The following is a 25,635-nucleotide window of genomic DNA, read 5'->3' as shown; positions in this document are numbered from 1 at the left end:
ACATCTGGCATAAATGGCGTGGGGAACAGGTGGCCGTACGAGATCCGTACCGCCTGGGCGGGGCGCGGGGGCCCGACGACGTGGTCGAACCTCCACACGGTCAGTCGTTGCCCGGGAGGGTGGTGTCGGTGCCGGGGACGCCCTGGGACAGATGGGCGATGGCGGTCTCGCTCAGCGCCCCCTGGAAGGCCCACAGGTCCGACACTGCACCCGGCCAGTACTCGCCCCACGTGCTCTCGCCGGTCTTGGCCCGGCCGATGTGGAGCCCCTGCGCGGCCTTGAACGTGATCACGTTTTCGGCGCGAGAGATCCTTTCCTCACAGGTCGGCTCGTCCGCCTCACCATCGCCGTCGCCGTCGGTGCACGACGTCTCCTCCAGCGACCCATCGACGTAGAGCCGCAGCTCCCGGGCGAATCCGTCGTAGACCAGGGCGATGTGATGCCACTCGTCCACACCGGAGAACGGTCCGTACGCCGCGTTGCTGCCGAGTGCTGATGCGGTGTCGGCCTGACTGGTGCTGATGCGCCAGCGGCCCCCGTGGGTCTGGGGTGTGGCGCTCGGGACGTACCGCACTTCGAAGGCGTTCTTGTTGGTTCCGGGGGCGCTGATCAGAACGGCCGGTTTGGTCGGCACGGCCGCGGCCTGTGCGAAGGCGCTGACGGTGAAGCTTCCGGAGGTGTCGATGGGGGGCGTGACGCTTACCGTTGCGGCGTAGTCGTTGACACCGTCCAGCTCCAGCCCGCCGTCGACCCAGCCTGATCCCACCTTGGCCCCGTTGTGCAGGCTCAGGTCGGCGTCGGTCGGGGAAGCGTCCGGTGTGATGGGCGGAGTTGTCGCGCTGGCCGTCTCGAACTTCCACCTGCTCTTGACGATGGGGCGCTGGCGGAAGATCTGCTGTACTTCTTCGAGGGAGACCGGGCGGTCGAAGAGGCGGACGTCGTCGATCAGACCGGGGAAGAAGTTCTCCGTGACGCCGTTGACGGAACCGGCTCCGATGGCCATGGACCGGCCGGCGGCGAAGGCGGTGCTGATCGGGGTGGATCCAGCCTTCACACCGTTGACATACAGGGTCAGTGTGCCGGCCGTGCTGTCGCGCACCCCCACCAGGTGTACCCACTCGCCGACCGCTGCTGTTTTGCCGGCCGGCTGCGTGGCCCGGACGATGGTGGCGCCCGGGCTGTCGGCGGTGTACTGGTTGATCACCCACTGGTCGAGGGCCCGGGAGTAGTACAACGCGAACCCGAAGGCATGGTTGCCTGCCTGCGCGACCACGATCGACGAGCCGTCCTGCTTGCGCTCCAGCTTCGCCCACGTCGACACCGTGAAACTGCGGAAGGTGTTGACGTGCGGGCCGGAGACCTGCCCGTAGCCCGTCCTGCCGTCGAAGCGGGCAGCCTTGCCCGTCATCCCGGCAACCCCGCCAGTGACCCCGCCGTGGTAGTCGGCGGGCAGCACCCCACCGTGGCCGCTGACCTCAGTGGCACCCTGCTCCTCGTCCAGATCGAAGACGGCCACCGCGGGCGAGCCCGGGCCCCCCACCGGCTCGAGCGCCTGCAGCCGGGCCACGTCCCCCGCCTCCAGCGCCCGGTCGAACAACTGCACCTGGTCGATCGCCCCTGGCAGGAAACCCGACACCGCATTGTCCGCGCCGGCCACCGCGCCGAGCAGCACACCCTGGCGTGCGTTCCACGGCCTGGTGAGCATGGCCTGGCCGGCCAGCTTGCCGTCGACGAACAGCTTGATCGTCCGGGTGTCGGCGAAGTAGGTACCTACCAGGTGGGTCCAGCGTCCCAGTTGGGCATCGCCGGGGGCACCGGCCATCGCCCGCACCACCGCGGAGCCGGCAGCGTCCTCCTCCCTGTGGTTGAACACCCACCGGTTCACAGCAGCCGAGTAGTAGAGCGACTTGTTCGCCACGTTGCTGCCTGGCAGCGACAGCACCGTTGCCGAGCCATCGGCCGGCAACCGGTCCAGACGTACCCACGCTGCGACCGAATGTCCCGGCGCCGTCTGGATCGGCGTCAGATCCGTCGCCGCGTAACCGTCCACGCCGTTCAGCGCAAGCGCACCGCCGGCCACCCCCGCCGCGCCACTCTGCGCACCACCGTGCAGCCCCAGCACCCGAGGCGGGGTGGAGCCCTTGGCCTGCGTCGCCCCCTCCGCCTCGTCCAGCTGCCAGGTCGCCCGCGCCGGCTGTCCGGCCTTCACCTTGAAGTAGTACGTACGGATCTCCGAACCGTTCCCGGCCGCGTCAAAGGCCTGAGCGGTGAGCCGGTTCACCCCTGGCTTCGAAGGCAGGATTGGGATGCTCCTCGGCGCACCGGCACTCGTGGTCAGCTGACGGGCCGAGGACGGGTCGCTGTTGATGCCGTACCAGTAACGTGTCACATCACTCGACGCCGCGCCGAACGTGAACGTGCCGTACTGACCCACCCCGTCCAGCCACGGGTCCTTCGGGTTCTCCGGCCGGGACTCCGGGTACTCAACCGAAACGATCGACGGTGCGGCCGGAACGGTCTTGTCGTACACGAAGTAACACCCCGTCGGATCACCCGCCGAGGACCACGGCGAATACTGAGCACCGTCGTGGGAACGGACATGCCAGGACACCGCCTTGTTCTGCGGGATCGACGTGGGCAGGCTCAGAGTGAATGTGGAACCCGACCTCTTGTACGGGGTCAGCGCCGGCTTCCACCGGACGATCGACCCCTTGCCGTCACCCGCGTCCCACGCCGCCTGGACCTGGATCGCGATGTTGTCGCCATCAGGGTCGGTGACGTCGTTGATGTTGATCGTGCCCAGCGTACGTACACGCGGAGCGCTGTCGGGGCGCTTGCAGACACCGCCGTACTCCATCGACAGCTGCGACATTCTCGGCTGCGAGGGCGGCCGGTTGTAATTCACGCGCAGGAACGCCTTGTCCGAGAACCGCTTCCAGCCCAGGCCGTCCGACTCGCTCGCCGCCTGCAGGCCGAACGTCATCGTGGACCACTTGCCGTTCGCCGCCTCCTGCACCGCCGACTTCACGTCGAACTCGGCGTCCTTCGCCGCACAACCGGTGTAGCCGTACGCGAACGACTTCGAGGCAAGCTGCTTGATCCAGAACCCGGACTCGTTCTGCGAGTTCCATGTCGTCGAGGACGAAATGTCCTTCGTACGCCACAGCTCCACGCCCTTGGCTGTACAGGAGGCCGACCAGGTGTTCGGCACCACGAACTCCGCCGACAAAATCGACTTTCCCGCGAACGCGGCGGTCGAGATGCGGTAGAACAACCGCTTGGTGTCGTTCGGCTGGCAGTAGTTCCAATTGCAGAAGCCCATACCGGCATCGGACTCACCGTTGAACTTCCACTGCGGGGAGGAGGCCCAGTACTTCGACGCCATCGTCCACGCCCTAGCATCCGGCGTGGACCACTGCGGATCGATGAACACCGGATACTTCGTGTCCTCGCCCCGCAATACATCCGCGTCCGGGGTCAGCACCAGCTCCTTGCCACCCGCCGGGAGCGTCACACCGACCGGAGCGAGCTTCCCCGACTCCGTCGCCGCAGGCTCACCGGAACCGTCCGGGCCCGACGCTTCCAAGCCCGCGCCCGCTCTGGCCACCGTGGCCTTGGCGCCCGCGGCCGATGTGCCTTCGGTCGGCGTGCTGGAATCCCACATCATGGGCCGTGGCGCCTCGAACACCGCCCCCTGGGCGCCCTTGTCGACCGCCTCCAGACCGCCGCCGGATACCTCGCGCACGTCCATGCCGTCCGCGGCCAGCTTCAGGCGCAGCTCCGACAGCTTCTCGTTCTCCGCTGCCTCAGCCGACTTGACCACCAGTAGCTGCGTGAAGCCGTCCTCCTGCGCCTCCATTCTCAGGTCCACATCCGGAAGCACCTCCCGGTACGTGGCCCTGGGACCTTCCAGCACGGGGGCGGGCAGCTTCTCCGGCCACGACAGGGCCAGTTCACGACCGGCCTTCCGCATCCGTACGAGCGGTGTGGCGCCGCCCCCGGAGAACGCCAGGTCCACCGTGGTCACCTTCGGCGCGACACTGCCGTCGGTCGAGCGGGTCAGGCCGGTATCGATGGGCTGCCATGCGCCCTTCACCCGCGCCCACACCGGACGCAGATACTCCCGCGCTTCGAAATCGCCCTCAGGCGTCGCGAAGACTTCTCTGCTCTCACCGCGCATCGGGGCGATCTCGACCGACCGTCCGGTTCGTTTCGCCTCGGTCAGCGCCGCGTCGGCGCCGGTGCGCGACTCTCCGGACTCCCCGGCCCCGCCCACCGAAGCGACCGGCGGGACCGTCGGCGTGGCGGCTGCCTGGGGTGCGAGGGTGACCAGTACGGCAAGTCCCACACCCCCCGCGACCAGCCCAGTTGCCCTACGGCTACGCAGCCGCCACCACAATCCCCACCCCGCCCACCCGTAATGCCCCCCTCACGTGTGAGGAGCTCCGTGGGGCTCTATGAAGATGCTGTGTGAATGACCAGGGACTTATGTGGATACCAAGCAGCAAAAACCGGACATCAGGTATGTGGGCTATGTCACTTCACCTGCTCTGGCGTGGCTGTCACCCCTTCGGCGCCCCCAGCCGCAGCAGATGCTCCCGGCCCGCGCTGAGCAGCCCCGGAAGGTCCGCCGCGCCCGGGTACCAGCGCTTCTCGTACTCCCAGCACACCCAGGTCTCCGGGGCCAGCGGCTCCAGGCAGGCGGCCAGCGGGAGGACGCCCGTGCCGAGGGGGAGCGGGGTGAGGTCGGTGTCCGAGGCGACGTCCTTCACCTGGACGTAGCCGAGGTGCGGGGCCAGTACCGCGTGGGTGGCGGCCGGGTCCTCGCCGGATCGCCAGGTGTGCAGGACGTCCCAGATGGCGCCGATCCTCGGGTGGCCGACCGTGCCCACGATCCGGGCCACGTCGGCGCCGGCGCTGTGCGTGTCATGGGTCTCCAGCAGGATACTGACGCCCATGTCGGCGGCGGCCGGCGCGGCCGTGCCCAGGCGGCGGGCGGCCGTCGCGTCCGCGTCCGCCTCGTCCTGGTCGCCGCCGCCCGGGAAGACCCGGACGTACCGCGCGCCCAGGTCCCGGGCGAGCTTCACCAGCTCGGCCAGTTCCGTGGAGATCTCCTCGTCGTCCTCGTCGGAGGCCACCTGGACGTACCCGGCCACCGCCAGGATCTCCACCCCGGCCGCCTTGAACTCCTCGACCACGTCCGCCCGTTCGACGGACGAGAGGCTCAGGTGTACCGGCTCGTCGGGGTGGGCGCGCAGTTCCACGCCCTCGTAACCGTGCTCGGTGGCGAGCCGGACGACCTCGGCCACCGGCATACCCGGCACCCCGAGCGTGGAGAAAGCGAGCTTCACGTGCGTGTCCTTCCATCGTGACCGCGCGGGACGTGTCCGGCGCCTGTCCCCGGCTCCTTCCCGAAGCCGGGGCCGCTACGCACGGCCGAGCTGGAGCCGGAGCCCGAGCCCGAGCCTGAGCCTGAGCTTGTACCCGTACCGGGCCCGGGCTCGTACCCGGTCCCGGTACCGTACGCGGATCCGTACCGCCAGCGGTTCAGCCGGTGCCCCGCAGCACCTGCTCCAGGCTACCGAGCAGCCGCAGCGCGTCCGCCCGCTCCGCTCCCTCCAGTGCCCGCCCGACGGGTGCGGTCACCGGCTCCGGCGTGATCACGCGCAGCGCCGCCGCCGCCTGCCGGGCGAACATCGCCAGCAGGTCCAGTTCCCGCACGCTGCTCCGGGCCTGCGGGGAGGCGTCCAGCACCTCCAGGACGCCGAGCACGCGCGAGTCGCTGATCAGCGGGGCCGCCATCAGGGAGTTCGGGACGTACTCGGTGGACTCCGCCAGCGAGCGGTCGAAGGACGGGTCGTTCGTCAGGTCGTCCACCACCATCGGCTCGCCCGAGGTCGCCACCCAGCCCGCGATACCGCGCCCGGCCGGGAACCGGCGGCCCACCAGGAACTCCTGGCCCTCGCCGGAGACCGCCCGGAAGACCAGCTCGTCGCTCTCCTCGTCGAGCAGCAGGACCGAGCCGGCCGCCGCGCCGAAGATGGCCCGGGCCACGTCGACGACCGACTGGAGCAGCTCCTCGCGCGGCGCGTCGGCAGGAGCGGGGGCGGACAGGGGAGCGGATTCAGTTCTCGGAACCATGGTGGTCATCTCCTGTGTCTCCTGGCGCTGTCGCGGGACGCGGGCGTGAAGGGCTCGGCTCGTGGCGCACATTGGCCGCCGACAGATAGAGGGCGTTCTTGAGCTGGAAGGCCGTCATGCGCGGGTGCGCCGACAGGATGCGCGCGCAGAGCCCGGCGACGTACGGCGTGGCGAAGCTGTTGCCGGTGGTGCGGATCGTCCGGCCGCCGAGCCACGGTACGGAGACGTTCTGGCCCGGGCCGAAGAACTCCACCGGCGGTCGCGGGTTGTAGAGGTGCAGCTCCGGGTCGTCCTCCTGGTGGCTGCCGACCGAGATCACCGAGGCGAACCGCCAGGGGAAGCTCTCCACCGGCGTGTTGTGGGCCGAGGCGACGATCACCGTACGGGCGAAGTAGGCGCTGTCCGCGAGTGCGTGCAGCTCCTGCGCGAACCGGGTACGGGTGGTCGACAGGCTCAGGTTCACCACGTCGAAGCGCTGCTCGACGGCCCACCGCAGCCCGGCCATCAGCACGTCCCCGGTGCCGGAGAACCGTTCGCCCAGCACCCGGACGCTGTGGATCTCGCACTCCGGCGCGGTCCGGCGGATGATGCCCGCGCACGCGGTGCCGTGGCCGCAGGTGTCGCCGGTGGTCGTCGGCTCGACCGTGATCGCGCCGCTCTCCCCGTCCTTGACGACCACCCAGGACGCGGCCGGCTCGCCGACCAGCGGATGGTCCCGTTCCACGCCGGAATCCACCACGCAGACGCGTACGCCGCGACCGGTGGCGGGACCTGCGGGGTGTCCGTCCGGCGGCCCCGGATCGCCCAGTACGGGGACGTCCTCGGGGCCGCGTCCGCGCAGGCTCCAGGTCAGGCCCAGTCCCGGCGGCGTCGTCTCTGCCGCGGTGCCCATCGGTCAGCTCCCTTCCCTCAGGAAACGTGTCGAACTCGCCGCACTCGTCGTGACCATGGCGGTCACCGAGCGGTCCCGGTGTGCCGTGAGGAAGGCCGCGACCCGGCGGGCCCCCGGCAGGTGCCCCTTGCCCGCGAAGTGCGCCCCGGCGCTCCGGGCCGCCGCCTCGGCCGCCGCCGTGAGGTCCAGCGCGGCGAGCGTGCGGGCCCGGTCCAGCTCGGCGGACGCCTGGACGAGCGGTGAGTCGGTGAGCAGCGACGCGCGTACGGCCCGCTCGGCGTGGTGGAGCGCCTCGTCCGGACGGGCCCGGGCCGCCAGCCGGGCGCGTAACCCTTCCAGGTCGACGGCGTCCGCGCGGCTCAGCCCCGACCCGTCGCCGATGCCCGCCAGCCACCTCGCCGCCCGCTCCTCGCCGCCCGCGTCCAGCTCCAGCCGGGCCGCGTCCAGCGCCACGGCCGTCCGCATCCCCGCCGCCCCCATCCGCCGGGCCGCCGCGTCCGCCCGGTCCAGCAGTTCCAGCGCCTCCGCGCCCCGGCCGAGCAGCGCCTCCACCGTCGCCCGGAACACCGGAAGGAACACCTCCGCCTCCGCGAACCCCAGCTTCCCGGCCAGCCGTTCCGCCTCCGCCAGGCACGCGTACGCCTCGCCGGGCCGGTCCTGGAGCGCGTGCAGCACGGCCAGCGGGCAGTTGAGCGTCACCCGCACCGTCGGCCGGCCCGAACCGTGGGCCGCCAGCAGCGTGCGGCAGCGTTCCACCGCCTCCGGTACCGGGACGGGCCCGCGCCAGAGCGAGATGCCGATCGCGCCCAGCGCCCCGGCCCGCTCCGGTTCGGCCCCGGCCGCCACCGCGTGCTCCAGCGCCCGCGCGTGGTCGCGCTCCGCCTCCTCGTGGCGGCCCGACTGCTGGAGCTGCTGAGCGAGGCGGAGGTGGGCGCGGGCCCGGCCGACCGCGTCGCCGGCCGCCTCGAAGACCGGCAGCACCGCACGGGCCGTGGCGGCGGGACCGGGGCTCGCCGCCGGATCCAGCACCGCCAGCGCGAGGCGGGCGTGCGCGGACTCCACGGGCGCGGTCGCCAAGTCTCGTACTGTACGTAGTAGTTCGGCGCCCTCCGTGACCCGGCCGAGCGCCACCCGTACCTCACCGAGCCCGAGCACCGCGCCCGCCGCGTCCGGCCGCAGCTCCACCGCCCGCTCCAGCAGCCCGTGCGCCCAGTGCAGGTCGGAGCGGGCGGCGGCCTGCGCACCGGCCCGGCCGAGCGCGGCGGCGGCGCGGTCACGCAGCGACCGGGCCCGGTCGTCCAGCAGGCCGAGCTCGGTGCGGTAGCGGTAGGCGCGCTCCAGATGGCCGCCGACCGCGCCGTCGCCGGTCCGCGCCACGCTCGGCAGCTCGGCCGCCCACGCGTGGCGCTCCGCCTTGGCCCGCTTGGAGAGCGAGGCGTAGGCGACCTCGTGGACCAAGCCGCTGCTGAACCGGTACGCCGACGGCTCCCCGGCCCCGGACGGCGCCGGCTCCACCAGCCGCCGCCGGGCCAGCGCGGCGAGCGCCTCGTCGACGCGGCGGAGGCCCTGGGGGTCGGTGGCGCCGGGCCGCTCCGCCGTCCGGACCGCCAGCTCCAGCCGCACCAGCTCCGCCGCCGCGAACTCCCGGCCGATCACCGCCGCCAGGTCCACCACCGAGCGCTCGGGCCGGGCCAGCGCGCCGATCCGGGCGCCGAGCAGGGCCTGGAGGGTGGGCGGCAGCTCGCCTTCCGGAACGGACGCGGTGGCGGTGGCGTCGCCGACCAGGAGCTGTTCCAGATAGAGCGGATTGCCTTCGGAGCGGGCCAGGAGTTGCTCGTCGGCCGGTGCCGGGCGGCCGTCGAGCCGGGCCAGACCGGCGGCGAGGCGGGCCGCCTCTTCGCGCGGGAGGCCGGTGAGCTGGAGGTGGTCCCGCGCCTCCTGCGCCGCGCCGGTGACCTCCGGGCGGCCCGCGCAGATCACCAGCGTGCGCCCGGGACCGGCCGCGCCCGCCAGCCGGTCCACCGTCCGGACCAGCAGCGGCGCCGCAGCGTGCCAGTCGTCGAGCACCAGGACCACCGGCCGGTCCCGGGCCGTCCGCTTCAGGACCACGGTCAGTGCGGCGCACATGTCCTCGAACGGCGCGTTCGGCGTGCCATCGTGCAGGAGGCCGCCGGAGAGCAGGGCCATCGCGTCGGCGGTCGCGTCGTCCACCGGGGAGAGGGCGGGCGGGAGCAGCGGGCGTACGGCGTCGGCGAGCGGCGCCAGCGTGCCGTGGTCCCCGTAGCTGCGGCAGCGCCCGGCCCCGTACGCGAAGGCCTCGCCGCGCCGCGTCAGCCACTCCCGTACCAGCCGGGTCTTGCCGATGCCCGCCTCACCGGTCACCCGCAGAAGTCCGGGCCGGTCATCTCGTACGGTCTCCTCCAACGCACTTTCCAGCGCGCCCAGTTCGGTGGTGCGGCCGACGAACGGCGCGTCGAAGCGGCGCAGCAGCTCCGGGTCGTCCGCTCCCAGGGCGAGCAGCCGGTACGCCTCCACGCTCTCGCGCTTGCCCTTGAGGTGGAGCGGTCCGGTGGGCTCGGCCTGGACCGTGGGGCCGGCGGCCAGGAGGGTCTGCGGGCCGATGAGGATCTCGCCCGGGCCGGCGTTCTGCTCAAGTCGTGCGGCGATGTTGACCACCTCGCCGGAGACGAGCGCCTGCCGGGCCGTGGCATCCGAACCAGCCACCACCTGACCGGTGTTGACGCCGACCCTGGTGGTCAGCCGGATCCCGAGCGCCGCGTCCAGCTCCTCGTTGAGGGCGTCCAGCGCGCGGCGCATCCCGAGCGCCGCCGCCAAGGCCCGCCGGGCGTCGTCCTCCCGGACCACCGGTACGCCGAACACCGCCATGACCGCGTCCCCGATGAACTTCTCCGGAGTGCCGCCGCGCGCCACGATCTGCGCGCTCATCGCCTCGAAGTACCGCAAGGTCACCGTGCGCAGCGTCTCCGGGTCCAGCACGCCCGACAGCGCGGTCGAGCCCACCAGATCGCAGAACAGCACGGTCACCGGCTTGCGTTCGTCCTCCGGCGGCGGCTCCGGGGCCGTCGGCGGACCGGCGCACGGCGTCCCGCAGGACGAGCAGAACCGGGCCGTGGCAGGAAGCTCCTGTCGGCACGAGGGGCAGGTCATGGCGGATCCTCAACTCTTCTGGTCCAACTCGCCCCGGAGAGCAGGGCGGTGACGGGACAGCGGCTGATCCGGACCCGGGACCGCCCGCGCCGGACCCCCGTCCTGGCGCGAGCGCTCCCGAGAGGCCCTAGAACAGCGCGCCGCCCGCGATCTCGCCGTGGGCCTGGACCTCGGGGCCCACCGCGTCGAGCCGGCTCTTGACGTCGATCAGCAGGGTCAGCTCCTGCGGCGTCAACTCGCTCAGCACCAGGCGCTGTTCCTGGGTGAGCAGGTCCACCGGGAAGCCCGCCTCGTACAACACGGTTTCCATCGGCCGCTGTTCGTGGCCGCTCGGGTTCGGTGGCGGTGGTGGTGGTCCGGTCATCGGGTGACTCCCGTCGGTGAGGTGGGTCCGGCTCCCCGCAGCGACGGCGCCGGTGCGGAGCGCCCGAGCCGGACGAACAGCCGGGTGAGCGCGTCGAGGGAGTGCAGCGCGCCGACCGCCACGGCCGCTTCCTGGTCCCGGGTCAGCGGCAGCCGGTCCAGCAGCGCGTACAGCTCGTCCAGATGGTCCGTGTCGAGCGCCGCGTGCTCGCGTACGGTCCGCAGCGCGGCGGCCGGCAGCGCGGTCAGCCTGGCGATCCGGTCGGTCAGACCGGGCGCCGGCGCGTACCCCTCCAGCACCGCGATATAGCCGAGCAGCACCACCGGGTGGTGGTGCTCGATCCAGTAGTACTGAGGGCCCACCAGCGCGGCCACGTCCGGCGGCGGCTGCGGGCCGAGCGTGTCCTCGGGGTCCGCGCCCGCCGCGCGCAGATCCTCCAGCAGCCAGGCGTCGTGCCCGGCCTCCTCCAGGATGTGCTCCGCCAGATACGCGGTCAGCGGCTCGGACAGCGGATCGCCGGGCCGGTCCGCCATGCGCCGCAGCGCCAGCTCCATCAGCGGCACGGAGGCCCGGATCACGGCGTGCATGGTGCAGAGATACGTCCGGTAGCGCGGCAACAGGTCATCGGGGCGCCACATGTGCGTGGTCGCTCCTCGGAACTCCGGTTCCAGCAGCAGGAGTTTGGTGCGCAGGCGCGCCGAAGCCTTCCCGGGGGCGGTGGTGCTCGTCCACGTGATGCTCACCGCGCGCTCCCCGCCACCAGCGGTGCGTACGCCGAGCAGCCGTGCCGCCGGACGACGCCTTCCGGCCCGCCCCGCGCACCGCGCTGCGCGGCGGCCAGGTCCAGCAGCGCACCCGCCGGACCCGCCGCCACCGCACGCGCCCCGGCCGCCACCGCCTCGTCGCCGCCCAGCGCCCGGCACCCGTCGCAGTACGAGCCCGGGTGCGGCACGGCGCCGGAGCGGGCGGCCAGATGCGCCGGCCCCACCGTCCGGATCATCCGCAACACCGGTGACTCCAGGGCCCGTCGGCGTACGGCTTCCCAGTCGTCGGTGCCGATGTGCCCGAGGTCCAGATGGGCCGGGGCCGGGCGGCGGTCCACCGTGTCCTGGTTGCAGCAGGCCAGCACCGTACCGTCGAAGGCGACCACCGGCCAGGCGGCCATCGAGCACGGCGCCGCCGCCGACGGGTCCGGCCCGGTCCGCGCGGGCCGCGCCCACGAGGCGGCCCGGCCGAACGGCCGCACCTCGTTGACCAGCGACGGCACCCGGCCCCCGAACTCCTTGTCGATGGCCCGCGTGATGTCGGCCAGATACGGGTCGTCCGCACCGGTCCCGGTGAGGTGGAAGCTGACGGAGACGCCCGAGTCGCGGATGCGGTGCAGCGCCCGGAACACGTCCGCGCGCGCCACCTCCCGCTCATGGTGGACGTCCAGGCTCGCGGAGAAGTGGTCGACCTGCGCGATCGCCCGCAGGATCGCGGGCGGGATCTCCTGGGAGCGCGCGAAGAACATCCCGCTCAGCACCGCCGTACGCGATCCGGAGCGGCGCGCCAGGAAGCTCAGCTCGCCGGCGAGCGTCGGCAGGAGCAGCGGCTCGCCGCCCGTCAGCATGACCACGTCCGGACGGTTCTCTGCGGTGAACGAGCCGACGAACCTCAGCAGTTGAGCGGCGTCCGGCTCCTCGCGCACGGTCAGGTCCGACCCGGTGGAGCAGTGCCAGCACCGCAGGGGGCAGCGGCGGGTGAGGCCGAGCAGCAGACCGGCGGCCGGGAAGGGCCGGAGTCCGACGAGTTCGGCGAGTTCCATACGGGCCGCCTCCTTCGGTGGCTGGGGCGCGGCCGGAGCTTCAGGGGCCGGTGCGCACCCGCACAGCCTGTGCCGCACCGGTTCACCGGCGGTCTGCGAACGCTTCGGCGACGGTATGGGCGCAGGTCAGGGAGGGGGCGGGGAGGTGCCGAGCGGGCCCGGCGCGCGGGTCCACGGCCGGCGAGCTGGCCCCATACCGCCGCCATACCGGCGCCGAAGCGTCTTCGAGGCCGGCGCTCCTAACTTTCTCGGCAACGGCAGGCAACGGCCCGCCGCACCGGAGACCGCGGCACGCATCCGACGGATTCCGGGTCCAGCAGTGACGAGTGGACGGAGACCACCATGTCCGAGAACACGAAGCCCGCCGCCGACGAGAACAACGAGAACGAGTCCGCCGAGGTCGAGGCGCACTCCGTGCTGGACCTCCAGGAGACGTCCGTCGACAAGGTCGTGGCGCCGGGCAGCTGCGTCAGCGTGCTCAGCGTCGTCCTGGAGAACTGACCGGGCCGCACCGGGGCGGCGCCACGGAGGCTGAGAAAGCTCTCCCCGCCGTGGCGCCCGGCCGGCCGGTGATGTGGGGCGGTTCCGTCACGACGGAGCCGCCCCGCCGTCGATTCCGGCCCGAGCCCGCCCGCCCGAACGGCACCTCGCAAGAAGCCACCCCCCCCCGGGACACCACCCCGCCGAACGGACCACCGACCGACCCTCGGACACCACCCCGCCGAACGGACCACCGACCGACCCCCGCCCACCACCGGGAGACCACGATGTCCAAGCCGCTACGCGAAAACCGGGACTTCCGACTGCTCTGGCTGAGCGGCCTCTTCGCGGTGCTCGGCGGGCAGATGAGCGCCCTCGCCCTTCCCCTGCTGGTCCTCAAGGAGACCGGCTCCCCGGTGCAGGCCGGGGCCGTCGGGACGGTGTCCGTGGGAGCCGTCCTGATCACCATGCTGCCCGGCGGCGTGATGGCGGACCGCATCGAACGCCGCCGGCTGATGAGGCTGTGCGACGTCGGTAGCCTGACCGTCGTCACCGCCCTGACCATCGCCGTCCTGTACGGGCACGCCCCCATGGTGCTCGTCCTGCTCGTCGCCGCGGCGGGTGCGGTGATCAGCAGCGTCTACGCGCCCGCCGTCTTCGGCCTGATGCGCGCGGTCGTCCCGGCCGACCAGATGGGCACCGCCACCGCACGGCTCCAGGCGCGCACCCAGACGGCCCGGCTGGTCGGGCCGCTCGTCGGCGGGGCACTCTTCGGCCTCCACCCGGCGCTGCCGTTCGCCGTCGAGGCGCTCGGCCTGCTCGCGTCGACCGTCTGCGTGGCTCTCGTACGCACCCGCTCGCGCGCCAGGACGGCGGCGGGCTCCGCGTTCAGCAAGCGCGAACTCACGGCAGGCCTCACGTTCCTGTGGCAGATCCCCTACCTGCGGACGCTCCTGCTCATCTTCGGCCTGGGCATGAACTTCGCCTTCGGCTCCCTCACCTTCATCGCGCTGACCGCCTTCTCCGACGGCGGCCGCTCCGGGATCGGCGGCGGCTTCGTCATCAGCTGTGTCTCCGCCGGGGCCCTGGCCGGGGCGCTGTTCGCGCCGAGGATCAAACCCGCCCGGCACTCCCGGGTACTGATCGTCGCCACCTGCTGGACCTGTGTGGCCGCCGCCGGGGTGATGGCGTGGCTCAGCCAACCCGTGGCGGCCGGGCTGATGTGCGCGCTGTGCATGTTCCTGTCGACGGTCGCCAGCATCGGGTTCCTGTCGAAGCTGCTGGTGGTGACCCCGGAGGAGAAGGTGGGCCGGGTGCAGAGCGCGGCCGGGTTCCTGTCCTCCATGGTCCAGCCGTTCGGGCCGCTGGCCGGTGGTGCCCTGCTGATGGCGTTCGGCGCCCGCTGGGCCTTCTCCCTGACCGGGTGTGTCCTGGCCGTGTCGGCGCTCGTGGTCACCTTCGCCTCATCGGCCCGGGCGGAACCGGCGCCTCCGGCCCAGGAGCCGGAGCCCACCGAGCCGGTGGAGCCCGCGGCCAAGCACGCCACCCCCGGGGCCTGACCCCTCCCGACCCCCCCTTCGAGAGGCCTTCGCCCCCTTCGAGAAGAGAGAGCCGAGCGTGCCAGCCGTCCAGGAAACCCAGCTCTACTGCCTCGCCGACCGCACGTACTACGACACCCCGGACCGGCTGCCCGACGCGGACTCCCGCTACCGCCTCGACACCGACCCGCCCCCCGCCGGCTGGCGCCGGTCGGCCGCGGGCCTGTGGACCTCCCTGGTGCCCGAGCACACCCAACTCGCCGAGCAGGGATGGAAGATCCACGTCTCCACGGTGCCCGACGAGGCCGAGGCCACCCTGCGGGACACCGCCCGGATCTGTCTGCGCCACGGCGTACCGTTCAAATTCCTGCGCAGCGCACGGGCGTTGTCGCTGATGGCGGACAAGCACATGAACCGCAGCGGCGCGGGCAAGTTCATCGCCGTCTACCCGCCCGACGAAGCCGCCTTCCTGGCCCTGGCCGGCGAACTCTCCAAGGCCCTCGCCGGGCGCAGCGGCCCGTACATCCTCAGCGATCTGCGCATCGGCGACGCCCCGGTGTACACGCGCTACGGCGCCTATGTGCCCCGCTGGTGCGACGACGGCGAGGGCGGCCGGGTCCTCGCCCTGCGCGACCCCTCCGGGAACCTGGTTCCCGACGAACGCGGCGTCGTCTTCCGTACGCCCTCCTGGGTCGAGGTGCCGCCGTTCCTGCGCCCGCACCTCGCCGCGCGCGCCGCCGCCCGCGACGACACCTTCCCCTACACGGTCACCGAGGCCCTCCAGTTCTCCAACGCGGGCGGGATCTATCTGGCCCAGGACCGGGACACGGGCCGCCGCGTGGTGCTGCGGGAGGCCCGTCCGCACTGCGGCCTCGACGGCGCGGGCGACGACGCGGTGACCCGCCTGCACCGCGAGCACCGGGCGCTGACGGCGCTGGCCGGGCTGGACTGCGTGCCGCGGGTGTACGGCGTACGGACGGTCTGGGAGCACCACTTCCTGATCGAGGAGCACATCGAGGGGCAGACCCTCCTGGACGAGATCGTCGCCCGCTTCGCCCTCGTACGCGGGGCGGTGACCGCCGACGACCTGGCGCCCTACATCGCCTGGACCGAGGCGATGACGGGCGAGCTCTCCCGGGCGCTGGACGCGATCCACGCGCGTGGGCTGCGCTTCGGCGATCTGCACCCCTCCAACATCATCGTCCGGCCCGACAACCGCATCGCCCTGGTCGACTTCGAGTACGCCACCGGGCTGGACGACCAGGACACCCCGCTCGCCGGTGCCCAGGGCCTCCAGGCACCCCCCGGCACCCCCGGCGCCGAGGCCGACGCGTACACGCTCTGGGCGACCTGGCTCACCATGCTGATGCCTCTCACCGAGATGGCCGGTCTTGAGCGGGCCAAGGCGCTCACGCTGGAGAGCTGGGCCCGCCGCAGGTACGGACTGTCCGCCGACGCGGGTCCGGCCAGGCCCGCCCTGCTGCACGGCCTGGACGCCTCACGGCGGCGCGAGGCCGAGGTGGCCGCCCTGTTCGAGCCGGACGTGGACTGGGCGGAGATCCGCGCCCGCCTGCTCGCCGGGATCCACGCCGGAGCCACCCCCGAGCGGGCCGACCGCCTCTTCCCGGGCGGTCCCGGCCTCTTCGCCACCGGCGGGACCGACCTCGCCCACGGCGCGGCCGGTGTCCTGTACGCCCTCCACCGCACCGGCGCCCTCGTCCCCGCCGAATGGACCGACTGGCTCGCGGACGCCGCGTACCGCAGGGACCCCGCCGAGGCGGGCGGTCTCTTCGACGGGCTGCCCGGCACGGCCCTGGTGCTCACGCTGCTCGGCCGCGCCGAAGCGGGCCGCGAGCTGTGGGGCCGGGCGATGTCCGCCGCGCCGCCGCCCGCGTCGGCCGACCTGTTCGACGGGCGCGCGGGCCTCGCCCTCGCCGCGCTGCGCCTGGCCCGGGCCGGCGGCCCCACGGCCCCCGACACCGGACTGGTCGACGCCGCCCTGCGCACCGCCCGGGACCTGGACCGGCTGGCGCGGGGCGGATCGGTGGACGGGATGCGCCTGCCGGAGTCGGCGGGGCTGTTGCGCGGGCTGAGCGGAGCCGCCCTGCTCCATCTGGAACTGCACGAGCTGACAGGCGAGTTGTGGCTGCGCGAGGCGGCCCGCACCGCCCTGGAGCGGGAGGCCGGCCACCTGGTCACCATGGACGACGGCACGATCCAGGTGCGGGACGGCCGACGCCATCTGCTCTATCTGAACCAGGGCAGCTCGGGCGTCGCGCTGGTGGCCCAGGCGTACACGGCCCGGCACGAGGACCCCGCCCTGAGCGCCCTGATCCCCGGGGTGCGGGCGGGCTGCGCCATGGAGTTCGTCCGCGAGCCGGGGCTGTTCACCGGGCGCGCGGGACTGGCCGCCGCCGCGGGCCAGCTCTCACCGGACGGCCGTACGGGGCCCGAAGTCCTGGCCTCCGTGACCAACTTGACCTGGCACCTGATCGCCGACGAGGACCGGCTGCTCGTCCCGGGCGCCACCCTGCGGCGCTGCTCCGCCGACCTGGCGACGGGCGCGGCCGGACTGCTGCTGTCCCTGGATTTCCTGTCGCGCGGAACAGGCGGAACAGGCAGGGCGGGCCGGACGGGCCGGACGGGCGGGGCGGGCGGAGTCGGCGGCTCGGGGCTGCTGGAGCTCCTCACTCTGGGATGAGCGCCCCCTCGCGCTCGCGCGCGTACAGACAGAGCAGCCGCGGCACCTCGTACAGCGCGGCATGGGCGGTGACCTCTCCGGTCGGTGAGGTCACCGCTCCCGCGTCGATCAGCGACTCGACGGTACGGATCGCGGCCCGCTCCCCGCACCCCAGCGCCTCCATCGCGCCGTCCAGCGTGAAGCCGCCGTCCTGCGCGGGCCCGGCCAGCCGTCCCAGCGCCCGCCGGTCGTCCGCCGAGAGGTCCTGCCAGCCGGACGCCATCCGCAGCCGTACGGAGATGTCCCCGGCGACCAGTTCGTCCAGGGCCGCCGACGGATCGGCGAGCCGGTCCGCGTACTCCGCCAGCGGCAGATGGCGCAGCACCGCCAGCCGCATCCCGCTCACGCCGACCGCCAACGGCAGTGCGCCACAGGCCCGGACGATCCGCAGCGCCGCCGCCGGATCGGTCCGCAGCCGCCCGGGCCCGATCAGCCTGCCGAGCAGCTCCAGCGCCTCGCCGTCCGCCAGCGCGGCCGTCGCGATCCGGTGCACGGGAGCCAGCCCGGCCAGCTGTCCGCGCGCGGTGAGCACCACCGAGGACGGCCCGGAGTGCGGCAGCAGCCCGCGTACGGAAGCCTCGTCCGGTACGTCGTCGAGGACGATCAACGCCCGGTGCAGCGCCAGCCACCGCTGCCAGGCGTCCTCCGCGCCCTGCGGCACCGCCGCCGGGCCGCCCTCCGGACCGGTCGGCACCGCCGGATCCACCGGCACCCGCACCCCGCACAACCGCCCGAGCTCGCCCAGCACTTCGGCCTGCGTACGGGTCGAGCCGTCCTCCCGCCGCACCTGTACGTGGAACCGCCCGTCCGGGAAGCCGTCGTCGAGCAGGTGCGCCGCCCGCAGGGCCAGCGCCGACTTTCCGGAGCCCGCGGGACCCGAGACGACCACCACCCGCTCATCCGGCGAACCCAGCAGCGCCAGCAGCTCCCGCAGCTCCTCCCGGCGCCCGGTGAAGTCCTTCGGCGCGGCGGGCAGCGCCGTACCGTGCGCTCTCTCCCGGGTGGCCGCGGCGGTCCTGGCGGTGCGGCCGCGACCGAGCATCGCCCGGTACAGGGCCGCCATCGCCGGACTCGGCTCCAGCCCCAACTCCCTTGCCAGCAGCTGCCGGTAGTCGTCGTAGACCGCCAGCGCCTCGGCCTGCCGACCGGACTGGTGCAGCGAGTTCATCCAGGCCGCCCGGAGCCGCTCCCGCAGCGGATGGCGCTCCACCAGATCGCGCAGGCCGTCCACCGCGACGGCGGCCCGGCCGAGCTCGATCTCGGTCTCGGCCCACTCCTCGTACACGGTCAGACAGCGGGCCTCCAGCCGCTCGGCCTCCTCCGCCACGCCGGTGGAGTCCCGCAGGTCGTTCAGCGGCGGCCCCTCCCACAGGTCCAGCGCCTCGCGCAGCAGCCGGGCGGCGGTGCGCAGGTCGCCGCGCTCGCCGGCGGCCCGTCCGGCGCGGGCCAGGGAGCGGAAGCGCAGCGTGTCCAGCTCGCCCTCGTCGATGGTGAGCCGGTAGCCGCCGCAGCCGTGCACGACCCGGTCCCGGCCGTCGTCGCCGGAGGAGCCGAGCAGGGCGCGGGCGGCGCTCACGTACACCTGGAGGTTCTTGCGCGCGGTGCGCGGCGGGTCGTCGGGCCAGACCGCGTCGGTCAACACGTCCACCGGAACCGGGGTGTTGGGGCGCGAAAGCAGCGTGGCCAGGACGAGGCGCTGTTTGCGCGGGCCGAGCGGGAGCGGACGGCCGTCGCGTACGGCGGTGAGCGGGCCGAGGAGCGAGAAGTACACCGCACCGGCGGCGGCCGGACGGGCGGGAGGTCGGATCATCAGCGGGCCTCCGGAAGCGGGGACGGGCGGCAGACTGCCGTACGCACGTTTCCGATCCTGCCGGTGTCACGCCACGCGCACATCGGGGCACTGCGCGTATGTTCCGCCCGCACACCCGACCGAAAGCGTCCGGTGCCCCCATGTTGTGGGGGCGCCGGACGCGGCTTCAGGCCGGCTCCACCGCGCACTCCGCCGCGAACTCGCAGAGCGCCGAGCGGTCCGCGCGTCCGGTCTTGGAGAGCAGGCTGGCCATGTGCTTCTCCACCGTGCGCGGCGAGATGGAGAGCCGCCGGGCGATCTGCTGGTTGCCGGGCCGCTCCGGGAGCAGCACGAACACCTCGTACTCGCGCGGGGTCACTCCGCTGGTCCGCAGCGAGAGCGGGATCCGGTCCCAGCCGCCCCGGTGCTGGGTCACGCTCGCTCCGGCCTGCCGCAGCGCCGCTCGGCACGCGGAGGCGACCGGCTGCACACCGACCCCGTAGAAGAACTCCTCGGCCCGCCGCAGCCACGCCACCGGCTCGCCCCACCCGTCGGCGGCGGCCGCGTCCGCGACCAGTCGCAGCCCGAGATGGCGGGCGACCGGGAACGGCACGGACCGGGTGTCGAAGGAAGCCACCAGGCGGGTGGCTCCGGACCGGTCGCCGGACCGGCCCAGCAGCACCGCCTCCGCCAGCTCCAGGAACTGCCCGTTCCAAGCGAGTTGGGCCCCGGGAGAGGTGCGTACGGTCTCGTACTCGGCCCGGTCGCCCGCTCCCGCCAGCACCCGCAGGAAGGGCCGCAGCCCGTAACTCCCGCTCAGGTAGAAGTAGCTGGGATGGTCCCGCTCCCAGGCCAGCACCGCGTCCAGGCCCTCCAGCGCCCGCTCCCGGTCCTCCTCGAGAAGCGCGCCGATCGCCTTGCACAGCCCCAACTGGTGCGGCACGAGCAGCGATTGCTCACCGCCGGCCCGCCGGAACGCCGCCAGCGCACGGTCCATGTCCCGCCGCCGCCCCCGGTGCGCGGCCATCGTGGCGGTGGAGAGCAGCAGATAGCGGTGGGCCGAGTGGTTGCCGACCCGGGCGCTGGCCTCCAGCGAACGGTCGATGATCTCCTGCGCCTCGTCCCAACGCCCGCACAGCACCGCGTTCATGGCGAGCAGCCCGTCCACCGTCTGCGTCAGCAGCAGCGCGCCGAGCTCGATGGCCGCGGCCCGCGCCGAGCGCAGCCGGGAGGCGTCGCCGGTCCGCATGAAGGCGTTCGCGCCGAGCCGCACCAGCGCCTCCACCCGCCAGACGGGCAGATCGTGATCGGTGGAGAGCGCGAGCATCCGCTCCAGGCAGCCGTCCGCCGCGTCGAACCCCTTCTCGCGCAGCAGCAGCGCCAGCAACTGCCAGGCCTGGCAGGCGACTACGGGCAAGCCCTCCGCCTCCGCGATCTCCGCGGCCTCGCGCGCGGCCCGCTCGGTCTCGCCGGGGCGCCGGTGCTCCTGCCCGGGCAGCAGGGCGAGGTGGGCGTCGGCGACGGCGAGCGCGGCCCGGCGGCCCGGGGCCGGCTCATGGCCGAGCAGGGTGCGGGCGGCGTCGATCTGGCGGGCCGCGTCGGCCGCGCGCTCGGCCATCACGGCCACCCAGGCGATCTTGATGTGGATCTCGCCGCGCCGGTCGGCGGCCTCGGTCCGCGCCGGAACCGGTGGCAGCGCCTCGGCCAGCTCCAGCGCCGCGTCCAGGTCCCCGCCCTCGGCCCGGGCCACCGCCAGGGACTCGGAGATCGCGGCCCGGTCGGCGTCGGCGGCCAGGGGGCAGGCCCGCTCCAGCAGCACCACGGCCGAACCGTGGGCCCCTGAGGCGAGCATCCGTCTTCCGGCCTCCGCGAACCGCAGGGCCGCGCCCGACCGGTTGCCGGCCGCCAGATGGAGTGAGGCGACGAGCTGCTGGCCGTCCTCGTCGAGCGGCTGCCCGGAGTGCTCGATGGCTCCGGCGGCCCGGCGGGCGAGCGAGGCACGTTCGGCCGGGGCGAGCGAGGAGATCAGGGCCTCGGCGGTGAGCGAATGGCGGAAGGCGTACCGGTCGGGGGCGGCGCCGTCGGGTGCGATCACGCCCGCCTCGACGGCGGAGCGCAGATGGGTGAAGAGGGCCCGGTCCTCGAAACCGGTGACGGTCTGGAGGACGGAGACCGAGAACTGGCCGCCCAGCGTGGCCGCCGCCAGTAAGAGGTCCCGGACCGGCTCGTCCAGCCGGTCGAGCCGCCGGGTCCAGGTCCGCACGATGCCGGAAGGGACCGGCCCGCCGGGGTGCTCGGCCGCCACCCAGCCGCTCTCCGCCTGGCGCAACTGGCCGGTGTCCAGCAGATCCGCGAGCAGCACTTCCACCAAGTACGGGTTGCCGCCCGCTCGTTCCGCCAGCCGGTGGTGCACCACCGGTGGTATCTCCTCGGGCGCCGCCTCCAGACACGCACCGGTCAGGGCCCGCATCTGCTCGTCGGCCAGCGGCTTCAACTCCCGTACCACCGCTGCCTGCCGTCGCTCCGCGGACCGTACGAGGTCGAGCGCGGCACCCGGCTCCGGGCGCAGGGTGCCCAGCAGCAGGATCGGCAGGTCGGCGAGGTTGTCGATGACGTACTCGACGACCGCGACGGTCTCCGTGTCGCTGTCGTGGAGGTCCTCCAGCAGGATCGCGCAGCCTGACTCCCGGCCCAGTACGGACAGCAGCCGCAGCAGCGCCTCCGCCAGCTCGACGACGGTCTCCGGATAGCCGGGAGAGGCCTCCTGGCGCCACTCCGGAACCAGCCGGGCCAGTGCCGGATGGTACGGCGCCAGCTCGGGATCGGTCGGTGTGCCGGCGGCCCGGAAGCGGGAGGAGAGCGCCTCCACGAGTGGCCGGAAAGGGACGACGAGACCGGTCGACGTGGCCCGGCCGCGCAGCACCGGCATACCGAGGCCGTAGGCCCGGTAGGCGGCTTCACCCACCAGCCGGGACTTCCCGATCCCCGCCTCGCCGAGGAAGAACAGAGCGCGCCCCGAACGCCGTCGTACGGCGTCCAGGGCGCTGCTCAGCAGGCCGATCTCCTCGTCCCGCCCGACGATGACCGGCGAAGTGGCGCGCATGGGCGCAGGCTACTTGAGTCGTAACTCATGCGGCAGTGTCCCAATGCGCCACAATGCGGGCGGAGGTGTGGCTAAAGCGGAATCATGGTGGTCCACGGCAGGTCGATCGTGTTGCCGGTCTCGCCCTCCGAGGCGCTGAGGAGCCGGCTGCGCATCCCCAGCCCGCCGCCGATGCCGAGGGAGATCTGCCCGGCCGGGTGGTCGTACGCGCCCTCGTGGGCGAGCTCGCCGGATCCCCGCATCGCCGATTCGCTGATGTGCGTCATCTCTGCCTCATTCTCTGCTGGATGCTAAATCCTGAACGGAAGGAACGCTGAACGGAAGGATTGCTGTACCGAAAAAACGCTGTACGGACGCTTTCTGACGGTAGGTCGACAAGCGAAGTGGTACGAGTGGAACTGTCGGCAGACCGGAGGATCACGCGGTCACCGCGGACGGGTTGAGCAGCAGCGCGGAGCCGATCCGGTCGGGGAATCCCGCCCGCAGCAGTCCGTGCCCGATACCCGAGAGGCCGGTGAGCAGCCCCGGGTGCGGTACGTGTCCGGGCGTCCCGCAGCGCGGGCCCTCCCGGTCGGCGGCGGCCAGCAGCGTCCCGGCCCGGCGCACCCACGGGGTGCGGTCACCGGTCAGGGCCGGGTGGCCGAGCAGTTCGAGCAGGCCCAGCTCGCCGTGGCAGAGGCTGTCGTCGGCGAGCGGCGCACAGTCCGCCAGCTCACCGGTCCGCTCCGCCAGCCAGCCGGACAGATCCGGGTCGGTGAGCGCGTCCGGGCTGTCCGCGACCGCGAGAGCCACGCCGACGCCCCCCTCGCACCAGGCCCGGCCCCCCGTCACCTGCACGGCCGCCCGGCGCAGGGCCCGCAGTCCCGCCGTACGGTACTGCTCACCGCCCCCCGCCGCGGCGAACCGCAGCAGCGCCCAGCCGATGCCCGCGGCCCCCTCCGCGAAACCTCCGGCCTCCGGGAGCGGAGCCACGGAGATCCGCTCGGCACACCGCTCCGCGCCGCGCCAGGCCTCGGCCCGGCCGGTGGTGCGGTGGACCGCGAGCAGGGAGACCAGTCCGCCGGCCGCTCCGCCGCGCACCCCGTACCCGTCCTCGGCCGCGCTTGCCGCGCAGGCCAACCGGGTTGCCGGGCCCGCCAGTTCGAGGACCGCCGGGTCGTCGAGCAGGGAGCCCACCTCGGCCAGGGCGTAGGCGATGCCGCCGATCCCGGCGAAGGCGCCCGAGCCGAGCACCGCGAGGTCGTCCACCTTGCCGTGCAGCGCGTCCAGCAGTCCGGGCACCGGGGCCAGCGCCTCGCGGGCCGCCTCGGCGTACCGCTCGGCGCCGGTGAGGGCGGCCAGCTGGGCGAGGAAGAGCGCGGGGCCGGTGTAGCCGCCGGCCAGATCGGCCGCCATCGGTGCGAGCCGCCAGTAGCGCTCGCCGAGCAGCTCCAGGCCGATCCAGTTGGTGCGGGCCCGGTGCCGGTAGGCGAGCGAGACGAGCTGGTCGCCCACCGACCGTGCGGCGGAGAGGAGTTGTTCCGGTTCGGGTGCGGTCGCGGCGGTCCGGGCCCGCGTGCCGCCCTCCGCCCGGTGCGGCGGCTCGGGAGAGGTGGAGACCATGGCGGCCCGGATGATCCGTTCCTGGTCCTGGCGGTCCACCGTGTCCATGGCCCGCACCTTCGCCGCGACCCTGGCCAGACCGGTCGGCCCCGGCGCGAGGAGCACCTCGCGTCCGGTGCCGCTCCACAGGTCCGTGGTGCCGGGCCGGGTGAGGAAGACCGGCACATCGCCGGCCCACAGCTCCTCGATCTCCTCGTCCTCCAGACCGGGCAGGGCGGGCGTGCCGAGAGCCGGGGTGCGCAGCAGCGAGAGGACCTGGTCGCGCTCGGCGGCGTCCCGCATCAGGTCCGGGTGGGTCGACTCGTCGAGCAGCGTGGTGTAGGTCCAGGTCGGCCGCGGCACGACCCGTACCTCGTCCTGCGCGAACTCCGTCAACAGGCCGTGCTCGCCGAGCAGTTCGTCGCGGTGGTCGCTGATGGCGGTGTAGCCGGCGCGGAACCCTTCGCACAGCGCGTCGGTGTACGCGGACGGGTCGGCCGGAATCCCGTCCAGCCGGGGCCGGTTGGCGGATTCGGTGAACCGCGCGGAGCGCCGTACCAACCGCATGGTGTCCGTGCCGGCGTCCGCCCAGTCGGCGGTCTCGATGGGCGAGGAGGCGGCCCGGCCGCCGCCGATCGCGGAGACGTCGAGCGCGGCAGCGTCACCGACCAGCAGCTGCGGCAGCAGCCCGACCCGGTGGACCGAGGCGTGCAGAGCGAGGGCGGCCGGGTCGGCGGAGTGCGCCTGGGAGAGAGGCGGATGGAACAGGGTCTCCACATCGACCAGGACCGGGTGCGGCCCGCAGGCGATCAGGTTCTCCTGGTGCAGATCGGTCCCGTCCAGCAGATGGAGCAGGGCCAGCAGCGCGCCCTGGCGCCGGTAGAAGAGGTGGGTCTCCGCAGCCGAGGCGCAGGGCCGCTCCTCCACGAACTCCACCCACCCGTACTCACCCCGGTCCAGCACCCGCAGCGCCCGCAGGGTCGGCGTCCCGGGCTGCGAACCGAACCATTCCACCAGAGAGTTGAAGTGCCGGTGCGCCGCGAGCGGGCGCGGCTTGTAGACCAGCCGGGTCCCGTCGGTGAACCGCAGCAGCATCACCGAGCGGCCGCCGCGGTGACTGTCCCCGGCACCGGCGTCCACCCCGGTCAGCGCCACCGGCCCGCGCCCGCCGGCCTCCGGCCCCTGGTCGCCCAGCACACCGGAGGCGGCCAGCAGCTCCCGGTCGTCGGCGAGCCGGCCGAGCATCTCCGTGAGGGCGTCGGCGGCGGCCAGACTCGTCCGGGCCAGGATGCGGGCCAGTACGGGATAGGCGGTGAGGAAGGCGGCGAGCCCGTCCCGCCCGGCCGTCCGTCGCAGGAAGTCCCGGAACCGCTCTTTCGGCCCGTCCCCGGCCAGCCGCCCGGCCCGCCGCGCCTTGTGCAGCTCCAGCACGAGCGTCCGCGCCGCGAGCCGGGCCAGCCGCCGGACGAGGTGCGACCGGAAGTCCTCCAGTACGGGGGCGAGCCCGACGGCGGTCCCGGCCCGTACGGCGTTGTTCGACGGCGAGGTCAGCAGCCGCCCGGCGGCCCGCTCGGCGAACGGGGCCACGACGAGGGCGAATCCGGAGAGCCCCGGATACTCCCGCTCGGCCACGAACGCCTCGTGCGGCGCGTCGGCGATGACGTCCCGGACGAACACGACCCAGTCCGGCTCGACCATGGGCGGCTCGCCGACGATTCCGGAGAGCCACCAGGGGCCGGTGCGGGGGGCGAGGGTGGCGCGGTCACGTACGCCGGTGGCGGCGGCGGGCGATCCGTTCGCCCGCACGGCCTTGGCGGCCCCGGCGGACCCGTGGGTGCCCGGGGGAGCGAGACGGGCAGCGGCCCCCGTACCGCCGCTGCCGATCAGTTCCTTCTCCACCGCACCTCCCAGGTCGGGAACGGCCCACCGGACCGCTCGCGAACCATCCTGGTAGGTGGAGTCCGGTGACGCATGGGGGAGTTGCCCCCATCTTTCGTCTCCCGGCCCGCACAGGGGGCCGGGAGCCGCGCGG

At 73.5% G+C, this 25,635-nt stretch carries 15 protein-coding genes; 3 read left to right on the top strand and 12 right to left on the bottom strand.

Going from position 1 to position 25,635, the window contains the following annotated elements:
- Window positions 1-100: 100 nt before the first annotated feature.
- From ACQP09_RS10505 to ACQP09_RS10470, 8 genes are all read right to left on the bottom strand, one after another.
- Window positions 101-4,180: a LamG-like jellyroll fold domain-containing protein gene (locus tag ACQP09_RS10505; RefSeq protein WP_433406541.1), complete on the bottom strand. Its 4,080-nt coding sequence runs from the start codon at window positions 4,178-4,180 to the stop codon at window positions 101-103.
- Between the two features lie 382 nt (window positions 4,181-4,562).
- Window positions 4,563-5,351, bottom strand: a complete 789-nt coding sequence (locus tag ACQP09_RS10500; RefSeq protein ID WP_433397854.1) for a sugar phosphate isomerase/epimerase family protein — start codon at window positions 5,349-5,351, stop codon at window positions 4,563-4,565.
- Window positions 5,352-5,547: 196 nt separating this feature from the next.
- Window positions 5,548-6,141 (bottom strand): GAF domain-containing protein, encoded by a 594-nt coding sequence (locus ACQP09_RS10495; protein WP_433397852.1) that lies wholly within the window; start codon window positions 6,139-6,141, stop codon window positions 5,548-5,550.
- Window positions 6,125-7,033 (bottom strand): S8 family peptidase, encoded by a 909-nt coding sequence (locus ACQP09_RS10490; RefSeq protein ID WP_433397850.1) that lies wholly within the window; start codon window positions 7,031-7,033, stop codon window positions 6,125-6,127. The genes ACQP09_RS10495 and ACQP09_RS10490 overlap by 17 nt, the downstream gene beginning before the upstream one ends.
- 3 nt (window positions 7,034-7,036) lie before the next feature.
- Window positions 7,037-10,201 carry an adenylate/guanylate cyclase domain-containing protein gene (locus ACQP09_RS10485; protein WP_433397848.1) on the bottom strand — a complete coding sequence of 1,055 codons (3,165 nt, stop codon included), beginning with the start codon at window positions 10,199-10,201 and terminating at the stop codon, window positions 7,037-7,039.
- A 127-nt stretch (window positions 10,202-10,328) separates the two neighbouring features.
- Window positions 10,329-10,565, bottom strand: a complete 237-nt coding sequence (locus ACQP09_RS10480; RefSeq protein WP_433397846.1) for an aroma-sacti cluster domain-containing protein — start codon at window positions 10,563-10,565, stop codon at window positions 10,329-10,331.
- Window positions 10,562-11,308: an iron-containing redox enzyme family protein gene (locus tag ACQP09_RS10475; RefSeq protein ID WP_433397844.1), complete on the bottom strand. Its 747-nt coding sequence runs from the start codon at window positions 11,306-11,308 to the stop codon at window positions 10,562-10,564. Before ACQP09_RS10475 ends, ACQP09_RS10480 begins: the two co-directional genes overlap by 4 nt.
- Window positions 11,305-12,372, bottom strand: a complete 1,068-nt coding sequence (locus ACQP09_RS10470) for a radical SAM protein (protein WP_433397842.1) — start codon at window positions 12,370-12,372, stop codon at window positions 11,305-11,307. The genes ACQP09_RS10475 and ACQP09_RS10470 overlap by 4 nt, the downstream gene beginning before the upstream one ends.
- A gap of 342 nt (window positions 12,373-12,714) precedes the next feature.
- On the opposite strand from ACQP09_RS10470, the gene ACQP09_RS10465 reads away from it, so the two are divergent.
- The 3 genes from ACQP09_RS10465 to lanKC all read left to right on the top strand — a co-directional run bounded on the left by ACQP09_RS10465 (window position 12,715) and on the right by lanKC (window position 17,091).
- Window positions 12,715-12,873, top strand: a complete 159-nt coding sequence (locus ACQP09_RS10465; protein ID WP_176727421.1) for a hypothetical protein — start codon at window positions 12,715-12,717, stop codon at window positions 12,871-12,873.
- Window positions 12,874-13,139: 266 nt separating this feature from the next.
- On the top strand, window positions 13,140-14,411 hold the full coding sequence (locus tag ACQP09_RS10460; protein WP_433397840.1) for an MFS transporter: 1,272 nt from the start codon (window positions 13,140-13,142) through the stop codon (window positions 14,409-14,411).
- Window positions 14,412-14,469: 58 nt separating this feature from the next.
- Window positions 14,470-17,091 (top strand): class III lanthionine synthetase LanKC, encoded by a 2,622-nt coding sequence (gene lanKC, locus ACQP09_RS10455; RefSeq protein WP_433397838.1) that lies wholly within the window; start codon window positions 14,470-14,472, stop codon window positions 17,089-17,091.
- On the opposite strand, the gene ACQP09_RS10450 is transcribed toward lanKC, so the two are convergent.
- The 4 genes from ACQP09_RS10450 to ACQP09_RS10435 all read right to left on the bottom strand — a co-directional run bounded on the left by ACQP09_RS10450 (window position 17,078) and on the right by ACQP09_RS10435 (window position 25,502).
- Window positions 17,078-18,940 (bottom strand): BTAD domain-containing putative transcriptional regulator, encoded by a 1,863-nt coding sequence (locus ACQP09_RS10450; protein ID WP_433397836.1) that lies wholly within the window; start codon window positions 18,938-18,940, stop codon window positions 17,078-17,080. The genes lanKC and ACQP09_RS10450 overlap by 14 nt on opposite strands.
- A 166-nt stretch (window positions 18,941-19,106) precedes the next feature.
- A complete protein-coding gene (locus ACQP09_RS10445) occupies window positions 19,107-22,022 on the bottom strand; it encodes an AAA family ATPase (protein ID WP_433397834.1) in 2,916 nt (971 codons plus the stop codon).
- A 71-nt stretch (window positions 22,023-22,093) separates the two neighbouring features.
- Window positions 22,094-22,288, bottom strand: coding sequence for a hypothetical protein (locus ACQP09_RS10440; RefSeq protein ID WP_404058167.1), 195 nt, complete (start codon window positions 22,286-22,288; stop codon window positions 22,094-22,096).
- Window positions 22,289-22,439: 151 nt separating this feature from the next.
- Window positions 22,440-25,502 carry a type 2 lanthipeptide synthetase LanM family protein gene (locus ACQP09_RS10435; RefSeq protein ID WP_433397832.1) on the bottom strand — a complete coding sequence of 1,021 codons (3,063 nt, stop codon included), beginning with the start codon at window positions 25,500-25,502 and terminating at the stop codon, window positions 22,440-22,442.
- Window positions 25,503-25,635: the final 133 nt, after the last annotated feature.

The organism is Streptomyces sp. CA-146814 (assembly GCF_050942385.1).
Lineage (GTDB): Bacteria > Actinomycetota > Actinomycetes > Streptomycetales > Streptomycetaceae > Streptomyces.
This window is presented reverse-complemented; position numbering and strand designations above follow the sequence as displayed.

Excerpts from the sequence above, each read along its gene's own strand:
- ACQP09_RS10505 (WP_433406541.1), bottom strand. The coding sequence starts at position 4,180 with ATGCGCGGTGAGAGCAGAGAAGTCTTCGCGACGCCTGAGGGCGATTTC.
- ACQP09_RS10495 (WP_433397852.1), bottom strand. The coding sequence starts at position 6,141 with ATGGTTCCGAGAACTGAATCCGCTCCCCTGTCCGCCCCCGCTCCTGCC.
- ACQP09_RS10490 (WP_433397850.1), bottom strand. The coding sequence starts at position 7,033 with ATGGGCACCGCGGCAGAGACGACGCCGCCGGGACTGGGCCTGACCTGG.
- ACQP09_RS10485 (WP_433397848.1), bottom strand. The coding sequence starts at position 10,201 with ATGACCTGCCCCTCGTGCCGACAGGAGCTTCCTGCCACGGCCCGGTTC.
- ACQP09_RS10480 (WP_433397846.1), bottom strand. The coding sequence starts at position 10,565 with ATGACCGGACCACCACCACCGCCACCGAACCCGAGCGGCCACGAACAG.
- ACQP09_RS10470 (WP_433397842.1), bottom strand. The coding sequence starts at position 12,372 with ATGGAACTCGCCGAACTCGTCGGACTCCGGCCCTTCCCGGCCGCCGGT.
- ACQP09_RS10465 (WP_176727421.1), top strand. The coding sequence starts at position 12,715 with ATGTCCGAGAACACGAAGCCCGCCGCCGACGAGAACAACGAGAACGAG.
- ACQP09_RS10460 (WP_433397840.1), top strand. The coding sequence starts at position 13,140 with ATGTCCAAGCCGCTACGCGAAAACCGGGACTTCCGACTGCTCTGGCTG.
- ACQP09_RS10450 (WP_433397836.1), bottom strand. The coding sequence starts at position 18,940 with ATGATCCGACCTCCCGCCCGTCCGGCCGCCGCCGGTGCGGTGTACTTC.
- ACQP09_RS10445 (WP_433397834.1), bottom strand. The coding sequence starts at position 22,022 with ATGCGCGCCACTTCGCCGGTCATCGTCGGGCGGGACGAGGAGATCGGC.
- ACQP09_RS10440 (WP_404058167.1), bottom strand. The coding sequence starts at position 22,288 with ATGACGCACATCAGCGAATCGGCGATGCGGGGATCCGGCGAGCTCGCC.